The sequence below is a fragment of the Kitasatospora sp. NPDC058115 genome, from assembly GCF_042884635.1.
Classification (GTDB): Bacteria; Actinomycetota; Actinomycetes; order Streptomycetales; family Streptomycetaceae; genus Kitasatospora.
Window position 1 is genome coordinate 318,736 of the sequence record NZ_JBHVTL010000003.1, and the last position, 10,395, is coordinate 329,130.

Annotated in this window: 7 protein-coding genes; 4 read left to right on the forward strand and 3 right to left on the reverse strand. The window is 72.8% G+C overall.

Annotated features, from left to right (window positions below; all coding sequences use genetic code 11):
• Nucleotides 1-38 precede the first annotated feature (38 nt).
• Together ACFVVL_RS05015 and ACFVVL_RS05020 are read left to right on the forward strand one after the other, a co-directional pair.
• A complete protein-coding gene (locus ACFVVL_RS05015; protein WP_380296737.1) occupies nt 39-446 on the forward strand; it encodes a type II toxin-antitoxin system VapC family toxin in 408 nt (135 codons plus the stop codon).
• 79 nt (nt 447-525) lie between these two features.
• Entirely contained in the window at nt 526-1,065 is a 540-nt protein-coding gene (locus ACFVVL_RS05020; protein ID WP_387671413.1) for a superoxide dismutase family protein, read from the forward strand.
• A gap of 44 nt (nt 1,066-1,109) precedes the next feature.
• Here ACFVVL_RS05020 and argF read toward each other — a convergent pair whose 3' ends face one another.
• From argF to ACFVVL_RS05035, 3 genes are all read right to left on the reverse strand, one after another.
• Nucleotides 1,110-2,111, reverse strand: a complete 1,002-nt coding sequence (argF, locus tag ACFVVL_RS05025) for an ornithine carbamoyltransferase (RefSeq protein ID WP_380296733.1) — start codon at nt 2,109-2,111, stop codon at nt 1,110-1,112.
• Between the two features lie 122 nt (nt 2,112-2,233).
• Nucleotides 2,234-5,017, reverse strand: a complete 2,784-nt coding sequence (locus ACFVVL_RS05030) for a polynucleotide kinase-phosphatase (RefSeq protein WP_387671416.1) — start codon at nt 5,015-5,017, stop codon at nt 2,234-2,236.
• The gene (locus ACFVVL_RS05035; RefSeq protein WP_387671417.1) at nt 5,014-6,654 is read right to left on the reverse strand and encodes a 3' terminal RNA ribose 2'-O-methyltransferase Hen1; all 1,641 of its coding nucleotides are present in this window, start codon (nt 6,652-6,654) and stop codon (nt 5,014-5,016) included. Before ACFVVL_RS05035 ends, ACFVVL_RS05030 begins: the two co-directional genes overlap by 4 nt.
• A 127-nt stretch (nt 6,655-6,781) precedes the next feature.
• On the opposite strand from ACFVVL_RS05035, the gene dapD reads away from it, so the two are divergent.
• On the forward strand, nt 6,782-7,771 hold the full coding sequence (gene dapD, locus ACFVVL_RS05040; protein WP_387671419.1) for a 2,3,4,5-tetrahydropyridine-2,6-dicarboxylate N-succinyltransferase: 990 nt from the start codon (nt 6,782-6,784) through the stop codon (nt 7,769-7,771).
• 682 nt (nt 7,772-8,453) lie between these two features.
• Entirely contained in the window at nt 8,454-9,539 is a 1,086-nt protein-coding gene (locus ACFVVL_RS05045; RefSeq protein WP_387671421.1) for a trypsin-like serine peptidase, read from the forward strand.
• The last annotated feature ends 856 nt before the right edge of the window (nt 9,540-10,395 follow it).

Below are 10,395 nucleotides of genomic sequence, written 5' to 3' on the forward strand. Positions count from 1 at the left end.
GCGGAACAACACGCCGGGAGCTGTACGGGGGCCGACCGATGATCGTGGTGGACGCGTCCGCGCTGGTGCTGGCGCTGGCCGACGAGGGCGGGCGCGGGGAGGCGGCCCGCGCCGAGCTGGCCGCGGGCGGGGAGTGGGTGGCGCCGGAACACGTCGTCATCGAGGTGATGCAGTCGCTGCGCGGCCTCTACCTGGCACGCGAGCTCACCGCCGAACGGGTCGGCGAGCTGGCCGCCCGGCTGCCGGAGCTCGCGATCCGCAAGGTCCCGGTCGAGCCGTTGCTCGGGCGGATCTGGGAGCTGAAGGACAACCTCACGCCGGACGACGCCGCGTACGTGGCGGTGGCGGAACGGTTCGGGGCGCCGCTGGTCACCGCCGACCTGCGGCTGATGCGGGCCAGCGGGCCGCGCTGCGAGATCCGGGGGATCCACCGGGCCGACGGGTAGCCGGGACCGTGTCCGGGAGGCGGTGCGCGCCGTTGAACGGGGCGCACCGCCTCCCTCCCCCGCCCGAAGAGGTCCGCCGATGCCCGCTCCGCTCGCCGCCGCGCTGCTCCCGCTCGCCCTGCTGGCACCCGCCGTCGTCCCGGTCGCCGTCACCGAGGCCGACTTCGACCCGGCCACCGCGTTCGTCCCGCCGGTGGCGGTCAGCCACGCGCCGGACCTGGTGCCGTACGGCTCGCACGTGCGGGCGGTGGTGGACCGCTCGGTGCCCGGGCGGACGGTCCTGAGGATGAGCGTGGCCGGGGTCGCCTCCGGTCACGCGTTCCCGGTGCACCTGCACACGGGTGCGTGCGGGGCCGACCCGGCCGCGTCCGGCCCGCACTACCAGGACGTGGTGGACCCGGTGAGCCCGTCCACCGACCCCGCGTACGCCAACGACCGCAACGAGCTGCGGCTCACCCTGCGCACCGACGGACGGGGCGCGGGCAGCGCCGCCGCCGCGGTCGCCTGGCGGCCGCGGCCGGGCGGGGCCCGCTCACTGGTGCTGCACGCGGGGGACCCGGCCGGGGCGCACGGCGCCGCCGACCGGGTCGCCTGCGTGAACCTGGAGGGGCCGGAGTAGGACCGGAGGAGGACCGGAGGAGGGCCGTTCCGGGGAGGGCCCGGTCAGCCGCCGAGGGTGGCGACCAGGACGGCCTTGATGGTGTGCAGGCGGTTCTCGGCCTGGTCGAAGACCACGGAGTGCGCCGACTCGAACAGCTCGTCGGTGCACTCCAGCTCGGCCATGCCGGTCTCCTCGAACAGCTGCCGACCGAGCACCGTGCCCAGGTCGTGGAAGGCCGGCAGGCAGTGCAGGAACTTCACCTGCGGGTTGCCGGTGGCCCGCACCGTCTCCATCGACACCTGGTACGGCTTGAGCAGCGCGATCCGCTCGGCCCAGACCTCCTTGGGCTCGCCCATCGACACCCAGACGTCGGTGTAGAGGAAGTCGGCCCCGGCCACGCCCTCGGCGACGTCCTCGGTGAGGGTGATCCGCGCACCGCTCGCCCCGGCGAGCGACTGCGCGGCCTTCTGCACCTCCTCGTCCGGCCACAGGGCGCGCGGGGCGACGATCCGGATGTCCATGCCGAGCAGCGCGCCGGTGACCAGCAGCGAGTTGCCCATGTTGGAGCGGGCGTCCCCGAGGTAGGCGAGCGCCACCTCGGTGAGCGGCTTGTCGGTGTGCTCGGTGACGGTGAGCACGTCGGCGAGCATCTGGGTGGGGTGCCACTCGTCGGTGAGGCCGTTCCAGACCGGCACGCCGGCGTGGGCGGCCAGTTCCTCGACGACGGCCTGGCCGTGCCCGCGGTACTCGATGCCGTCGAACATCCGGCCGAGCACCCGGGCGGTGTCCTTGATCGACTCCTTGTGGCCGATCTGCGAGCCGGCCGGGTCCAGGTAGGTGGTGGTGGCGCCCTGGTCGTGGGCGGCGACCTCGAAGGCGCAGCGGGTCCGGGTGGAGGTCTTCTCGAAGATCAGCGCGATGTTCTTCCCGCGCAGCCGGGGCTGCTCGGTGCCCGCGTACTTCGCCGCCTTGAGCGTGGCGGCGAGGTCCACCAGGAAGCGGAACTCCTGGGGCGTGAAGTCGAGCTCCTTGAGGAAGTGCCTGTTCCGGAGGTTGTAGGCCATGCCGGGCTCCTGGGTGTGACGGTGACGGTGACGGGCGGACGGGAAAGCAGCAAGTCTATACGATGCTCAGAATTTGTATGCAAGATCGCTGATTCCCGTCCGCCCGGCGCCGGCCCTCCCCGTCACAGGCGCGGGTCGACCGGCTCCGACTCCAGGGCGAGGACGGCGAAGACCGGTTCGTGCACCCGCCAGAGCGGTTCACCCGCCGCCAGCCGGTCCAGCGCCTCCAGCCCGAGCGCGTACTCGCGCAGCGCGAGCGAGCGCTTGTGCCCCAGGAAGCGCTGCCGCAGCCGGTCCAGGTGCTCGGTGTAGTCCGGACCGTAGACGATCCGCAGGTACTCGCGCCCGCGCACCTTCACCCCGGGCTGGACCAGCCCGCCCGGGCGGCCCTCCCCCGCCCGGCCGCGCACCAGCGAGGCCAGCGGCTTGACCACCATGCCCTCGCCGCCCGCCGCGGTCAGCTCCTCCCACCAGGCCACGCCCGCGGCGAGCGAGGCCTCGTCGGCGGTGTCCACCACCAGCCGGCCGGTCCGGTGCAGCAGCGGGGCCGCCCGGTCCCCCTCCCCGGCCGCCTCGTCCGCCCGGGCCGCCCCGGCCGCCCCGTCCGCCTCGTCCGCCTCGACCGCCTCGTCCGCTTCGACCAGCCGGTCGATCCAGGCGAGGTGCTCGTCGTGCGGGCGCACCGCGAGGTTGGCCCCCTCGGCGGCCAGCACCTGGAACGGCGCCAGCCGGATCCCGGCCAGGCCCTCGGTCGGCCAGCAGTAGCGCCGGTACGCCTCGGTGAACGCCTGCGCGTCGGCGGCCCGCTGCCGCTGGCGCCCGGTCAGCGCGGCCACGTCCAGCCCGCGCCCGCCCGCCCGCTCCAGCGCGGCCAGCACCTCCGGCAGCGCCGCGCCCGCCGCGGCGCCGACCGCCGCGTACTGGCGGCGCAGCAGTTCGACGGCCTTCAGCGACCACGGCATCAGCTCGGCGTCCAGCAGCAGCCAGCCGGTGCGCAGCTCCTCGAACAGCCCGGCCCGCTCGGCGGCCGCCCGCAGCCGGTCCAGCACCGCGGCGGTCAGCGCGTCGTCCCCGAGGAACGCCCGCCCGGTGCGGGTCCAGATCGCGCCCGGGCCGGCCGGCCCGAACCGCTTCTCCAGCGCCGCGCCGTCCCGCGCCACCAGCACCACCGCGCGGGAGCCCATGTGCTTCTCCTCGCAGACCACCTGGCCGACGCCGTCGGCCCGGTAGGCGGCGAAGGCCTCGTCCGGGTGCTCCAGGTAGCCGGGCCGGCCCGAGGTCGCGCTCGGCGCCATGGTCGGTGGCAGGTAGGCGAGCAGCCGGGGGTCGATCGCGAACCGGCTCATCACCTCCAGCGCCGCCGCCGCGTTCTCCTCCCGGACGGCGACCCGGCCGTGCAGCGCGGTCTCCACCACCCGGCGGCCCGCCACGTCGGCGAGGTCCAGCGGACGGCCCTCGCGGCCGCCCGGCGCGTCCGTGCGCATCGGCCGCACCGGCGCGTACCACTCCCGCTCGGCCTCGACGACGACCAGCTCCCGCTCCGGGTAGCGCAGCGCGGTCAGGCTGCCGCCGAAGACGCAGCCGGTGTCCAGGCAGATGGTGTTGTTGACGAAGCCCGCCGACGGCACCGGCGTGTGGCCGTAGACCACCAGCGCCCGGCCCCGGTACTCCTCCGCCCACGGGTAGCGCACCGGCAGGCCGTACTCGTCGGTCTCGCCGGTGGTGTCCCCGTACAGGGCGTGCGAGCGCACCCGGCCGGAGGCCCGGCCGTGGTACTTCTCCGGCAGACCGGCGTGGCAGACCACCAGGGCGCCGCCGTCCAGCAGGTAGTGGCTGACCAGGCCGCGGATGAACGTCCGGACCTCGGCCCGGAACTCCTCCGGCTCCTGCGCCAGCTGGTCCAGCGACTCCTGGAGGCCGTGCGAGACGGTGACCTTCCGCCCGTCCAGCGCCCGGCCGAGCTTGTTCTCGTGGTTGCCCGGCACGCAGACCGCGTGCCCGGCCGCCACCATGCCCATCACCAGGCGCAGCACGCCGGGCGTGTCCGGCCCGCGGTCGACCAGGTCGCCGACGAAGACGGCCGTGCGGCCCGCGGGGTGCACCGCGTCCACCGGGCGCCCGGCCTCGTCGCGGACCAGCGTCCAGCCGAGGCGGGTGAGCAGGGTCTCCAGCTCCGAGCGGCAGCCGTGGATGTCGCCGACGATGTCGAACGGGCCGGTGAGGTGGCGCAGGTCGTTGAAGCGCTTCTCCAGCACGATCCCGGCGGCCTCGACCTCGGCCTCGCCGCGCAGGACGTGCACCTTGCGGAAGCCCTCGCGCTCCAGGCCGCGCAGGGAGCGGCGCAGCTCGCGGTGCTGGCGCGGCACCACGTGAGCGGGCAACTGCCGGTCCGGGCGGGAGCGGTTGCGCTCGGCGCAGACGCCCGGCGGGACGTCCAGCACGATCGCGATCGGCAGCACGTCGTGGTCGCGGGCGATCCGGACCAGCTGCCGGCGGGCCTCCGGCTGGACGTTGGTGGCGTCCACGACGGTCAGCCGGCCGGCGGCGAGGCGCTTGCCGACGATGTAGTGCAGCACGTCGAAGGCCTCGGCGGAGGCGGACTGGTCGTTCTCGTCGTCGGCCACCAGGCCGCGGCAGAAGTCGGAGGAGACGACCTGGGTGGGGAGGAAGTGCTTGCGGGCGAAGCTGGACTTGCCCGCGCCGCTGGTGCCGATCAGCACCACCAGGGAGACGTCCGTCACCGGCAGGCGGCGGGGGGCGGCCCCGGCGGGGCGGGTCGCTGCGGCCGCGTCGGTGTCGTCGGTCGCTGCGGTCGCGCCGGTCGCTGCGATCGCTGCGCCGGCATCGGTCGCTGCGGTCGCTGCGGTCGGTGCGCTCGCATCGGTCGCGTCGGTGTCGTCGGTCATCGGGTCTCGCCCCCTTCGGGCGTCGTGCTGTCCATGGTGGCCGTCGTCCCGGCCGGTACGTCGGCGGCCCCGGCGCCGAGGCGGAACAGGGCGAGCTGCGTCGGGGCGCCCACCTCGTCGTCCTCCGGGCCGACCGGGCGGATGTCGACCGTGTAGCCGTACGCGGCGGCGACCCGCTCGGCCCAGCCGCGGAACTCGGCGCGGTCCCACTCGAAGCGGTGGTCGGCGTGCCGGAGGTGACCGGCCGGCAGGCTCTCCCACCGGACGTTGTACCCGGCGTTCGGCGTCGTGACGACCACCGCCGCGGGGCGGGCCGCGCCGAACACCGCGTACTCCAGGGCGGGCAGCCGCGGCAGGTCCAGGTGCTCGATCACCTCGCAGAGCACGGCCGCGTCGAAGCCCTTCAGCCGCTCGTCCGTGTAGGTCAGCGCGCCCTGGACCAGCCGCAGCCGGTTCGCCTGACGCTCCGGCATCCGGTCCAGCCGCAGCCGGCGGGCCGCCGCGGACAGCGCCCGCACCGACACGTCGACGCCCAGGACGTCGGTGAACCGCGCGTCCTTCAGCAGCGCGGCGATCAGCTCGCCCTGGCCGCAGCCGAGGTCGGCGACCCGGGCCGCGCCGGTCTCGCGCAGCGCGTCCAGGATCGCCGTGCGGCGCTGCTCGGCCAGCGAGGGCGGGCGCGGCGCGGTCCGCTCGTGCCCGGTTTCCCGGGCGTGCCGGGTCTCCGGCTCGTGCCCGGATTCCGGCTCGTACCCGGATTCCGGCTCCGGCCCGGTCTCCGGCTCCGGCCCGGTCTCCCCGGTGGTGTCGTCGACCGCGTTGTCGACCTCCTCGACCTCGCGGTCGTCGGCCTCCGCCAGCCGGGCCAGTTCCAGGCGCTCCATCGCCCGCCGGGTCAGCGTCCAGCGCCGCGACAGGTAGCGGCGGGTGATCAGGGCCCGCTCCGGGTGGCCGGCCAGCCAGCCCTCACCGGCGGCGAGCAGTTTGTCGACCTCGTCCGGGGCGACCCAGTAGTGCTTGGCACCGTCCAGCGCCGGCAGCAGCACGTAGAGCTGCTGCAGCGCGTCGGCCAGCCGCGCCCGCCGCGCCGACAGCTCCAGCCGGACGTAGCGCGACTCGCCCCACGCGGGGAACGTCTCGTCCAGCGGGATCGCCGAGGCCTCCACCTGCCAGCCCAGCGGCTCGAACAGGCGCACCGCCATCGCCACGCCGTCGCCCTCGCCCGCCGCCCCGCCCACCGGCACGGCGGGCAGCACGATCCGCAGCGGGCGCAGCTGGTCGGCCAGCCCGGGGCGGGCCTCGCAGACGCCCTTCATCGCCGTGCGGAACACCGTCCGCAGCGCCACCGCGAGCAGCGAGGAGGCGGCGTAGGGGCGGTCGTTGACGTACTGGGCGAGCGCGAAGTCGGGCGAGCCGGCGCGCCCCTTCCCGCGGCCCTTGCGGACCAGCGCGACCGGGTCGACGTCGAGCAGCAGCGCGGCCGTGCAGGCCTCGTCGCCCGCCTCCGGGTAGAAGACGTGCGCCTCGCCGTGCGCCGTGGAGAACCGCTGGACCCTGCCGGGGTGCTTGTGCAGCAGAAAGCCCAGGTCAGTGGCCGGGTTCTCGGCGGTACCTGTGGTGGAGATCGACATGAACACCCGTCGGAGTATTGCCGAGGACCGGCCTCCCGGGCACCGCATTTTGGCGCCGCCCGGGTCGGGCGGGGCCGGTCCGGACGGTGAGCGTGTTCGGCAGCGGCGGCCCGGATTCGTTAACGTGCACGATGTGACTGCAGAATCCACCACCCCCGTGAGCGGCGCCGTCGCCGCAGGTCTGGCCACCATCGCCGCGGACGGCACCGTCCTCGACACCTGGTACCCGGCCCCCGTGCTGACCGCCGAGGCCGGCCCGGCCGGGACCGTCCTCCTGACCGCCGAGCAGGCCGAGGCCGAGCTGGGCGCGGGCGCCGCCGAGGCGCTGCGCGCCGACGCCCGCCGCGGCGTCGAGGTGGTCGCCGTGCGCACCACCATCGCCTCGCTGGACGAGAAGCCGCTCGACACGCACGACGTCTACCTGCGGCTGCACCTGCTCAGCCACCGTCTGGTCCGGCCGCACGGGCTGAACCTCGACGGCATCTTCGGTCTGCTGGCCAACGTGGCGTGGACCAGCATCGGCCCGGTTCCGGTGGACAAGGTCGAGCAGGCCCGGCTGGCCGTGCGCGCCCAGGGCGGGCAGCTCGCCGTCTACGGGATCGACAAGTTCCCCCGGATGACCGACTACGTCACCCCGTCCGGCGTGCGCATCGCCCACGCGGACCGCGTCCGCCTCGGCGCGCACCTGGCGGCCGGCACCACCGTGATGCACGAGGGCTTCGTCAACTTCAACGCCGGCACGCTGGGCACCTCGATGGTCGAGGGCCGGATCAGCGCGGGCGTCGTGGTCGGCGACCACAGCGACATCGGCGGCGGCGCGTCGATCATGGGCACCCTGTCGGGCGGCGGCAAGCAGGTCGTCTCCGTCGGCGAGCGCTGCCTGCTCGGCGCCAACGCGGGCATCGGCATCTCGCTCGGCAGCGACTGCGTCGTCGAGGCCGGCCTCTACGTCACCGCCGGCACCCGGGTCACCACCCCGGACGGCACCGTGGCCAAGGCCGTCGAGCTGTCCGGCCAGGACAACCTGCTCTTCCGCCGCAACTCCCAGACCGGCGCCGTCGAGGTCATCGCCCGCACCGGCTCCTGGGGCGGCCTCAACGCCGACCTCCACGCCCACAACTGACCCCGCCTGTTCGGCATCACTCGTGAGTGGGAAGTCGGCCCAGCCGACTTCCCACTCCGTGTTTCCGGGGACGTCGTCGTCGGAGACCTCTCCTGAGGCCGTGAAGGCCTCGCGCGAAGGCCCGGCTGAACCGACGCCATGGTGTGTCGTGCCGCCAGTGGCCCGCTGGTGGGCCTGTAATCGGCGCCCGCCGGCCTGCAGGGCAAGCTCCTCGGGCACGTCGCGCTGGCCCGGCGGGCCGTACGCCGTCTCCGGGACGGCGGCTCCATCACACTGACCGGGGCCCCTTCTCCACACCACTCGCGGGCGGGTCGCTGGGCGCCCTCATCACCGCCGGCTTTGAGGGATCCGTCCACAACAGGAAGTCGGCGGGGCCGACTTCCTGCTCCCTGCTGTTGCTCCGTGCTCCCGGTGGCGGGCTTCGAGACGTGTCTCGAAGCCCGCGGGCTACCTGGCCCGGGGCGTCCATAATCGGCACCCACGTCCCAACATTCCTCGAATCGCCCCAAAAATGGCGACATTCCCACCGTCGATGCAGGCCGTTTCAGGCCAGTCATGCATAAATTCCAGTCGGCACATACACACTCAGAGTTCGATCACTCTCCGATCGTTACGGTTATTCAGCAAGCCGTGCACGCACGACGAATCAACCAGATCGGAGCTGGATTTGATAGTTCGCCGCATGCTGGCAGTAGCTGCAGCTCTCGCTTTCTCGGCGGCCGGGGCCGGAATTGCAGAGGCCGCCCCGCCCGAAGTCACCCAGGCGGCTGCCGACGGCGTGAAGACAATCGAATTCACCAAGTCAGCCGAGTCCTTGAGCGAATTCTGGACACCGGAGCGCCTGAGGATCGCAGCAGAAAACCCGATGCCCGCGCCGACCGTCACCGCCGAGGCGGCAAAGAGGGCTCACGAGAACGCGCAGAAGCATCAGAGGAAGACGCAGGGGCGCGGCCCCGTGGCGGCAAACGCTGCAGCCCCTGAGGGCGGGGCTGCAGTCATGGTCTCGCCGCTCACCACCAACGGCACAATCGCCGACCTCTCGCGCTCGGACCTGGCGTCGCCACTCGGATGGCAGGTCAACATCGCGGGAAGGCTCTTCTTCTCGACGGGCGGCAGCGGATACAGTTCATGCACCGCCTCCGCCATCGTGTCAAACAACAAGAACTCGATCTGGACTGCAGGTCACTGCATCCACGGGGGGAAGGACAAAGGGTTCTACTCCAACTTTGTTTTCGCCCCCGGATACGACGAAACCGCTCCGTGGGGCTTCTGGCCCCTCCAGAAGGGCATCGTCTCGTCCGCCTGGGCGGACGACAGCGACTTCCTCTGGGGCGATGTCGGCGGCGGGATCGTTGCCGCACCGGAGGCCGAGTACGGAAATCTGCAGGACTGGACCGGGGCCTACGGCTACCGATTCAACGGTGACTCCGATATCGACGACGTCACCTCGCTCGGCTACCCGGCCGACGGATACAACCGCACAAGCGCGGAGCTCCACGAAGGAACCAAGCCGATGTACTGCCACGGCAACGCCGTCGACGCCGGCAACTGGAACCCGCTCGACAACCGCCTCAAGCTTGCCTGTGACATGGGCGGCGGAGCCAGCGGCGGACCCATGATCATCAACTTCGGCGTCAACAGCCAGATCGTGGGAACAAACAGCCACCGCCTCGCCGACAACAACAATCAGTGGGTCGAGAACTACCTCTACTCGTCCAACCACGGAGGAAATGCCGCCGGCGTGATCAACTGGCTCAACGCCAACTGATCGACCCGCAGGACCGTGGGTCCGTGGGTCCGTGACAGGTCGTCGCGGACCCACGTGCGCCTCTACTTCCCGGACGGGTGCACCCGCCCCATCAGCGGCGTGGGAGGGTTCGTGCGCAGGAACTCCTCGAATGCGGCCGGGTCGTTCACATACCGCTGCATCTCGGGCGAGAGCGGAAGATCCTCCTGTACGGCCACACCCGCAGAATCGCGCGCCAAGGCCACTGCAGTAGCCGTACCTGCTGCAACGAGAACTCCGGCCATGGCCACCAGCACTAGGCGTGTCCGCTTCATCACGATCGCCACTCCCCTCCCCGGGACTCGGGCCGGCACCGCCGGTCGGGGCGACCTGCGCGGCAACTCCCGCTTCTCCCAAGAGAGTAGGCACGATCACAGGCCCCCGTCGACCCAGGTCGTAGCGATGCACGCCAGTTCACCGGGCCGGGGCAAGACACACCGCGGCGACCGGCGGGCCGCAGGATCACCACTCGGATCCTCCTGCCTGCGGGTGGGCTCGGAGGGCGCGCGAGCAGCAGGCCGCGTCCGCGAGCAACGCACTCGTTGGATGCGCCGCTGTAGCTGGACTTCTGCCACGCGGACATACTCATACCGCCCCCTGATGGTTCGAATGAACTTGCGCGACTCGTCATCGGGCCATGCGAGGGAGTCCAGTTGCGCGAACGTAGCTCGATGGCTGGCCAGGTCAGCAGGGGCGTCAAAGAACAGTACGCCCCGGGCGGTGTCCATCTGCAGGGTCGCAAGCTAGGGACAAGGGCACGGTCCCCGGAGCAGGAAGTCGGCCACATCGACTTCCTACTCCGGGCTTCCTGGTGGCGGGGGGGGGGGGGGGGCGCGGG

Bases quoted from the DNA above. Each gene is read 5' to 3' on its own strand.
- ACFVVL_RS05015 (WP_380296737.1), top strand. From the start codon at position 39: ATGATCGTGGTGGACGCGTCCGCGCTGGTGCTGGCGCTGGCCGACGAG.
- ACFVVL_RS05020 (WP_387671413.1), top strand. From the start codon at position 526: ATGCCCGCTCCGCTCGCCGCCGCGCTGCTCCCGCTCGCCCTGCTGGCA.
- argF (WP_380296733.1), bottom strand. From the start codon at position 2,111: ATGGCCTACAACCTCCGGAACAGGCACTTCCTCAAGGAGCTCGACTTC.
- ACFVVL_RS05030 (WP_387671416.1), bottom strand. From the start codon at position 5,017: ATGACCGACGACACCGACGCGACCGATGCGAGCGCACCGACCGCAGCG.
- ACFVVL_RS05045 (WP_387671421.1), top strand. From the start codon at position 8,454: ATGCTGGCAGTAGCTGCAGCTCTCGCTTTCTCGGCGGCCGGGGCCGGA.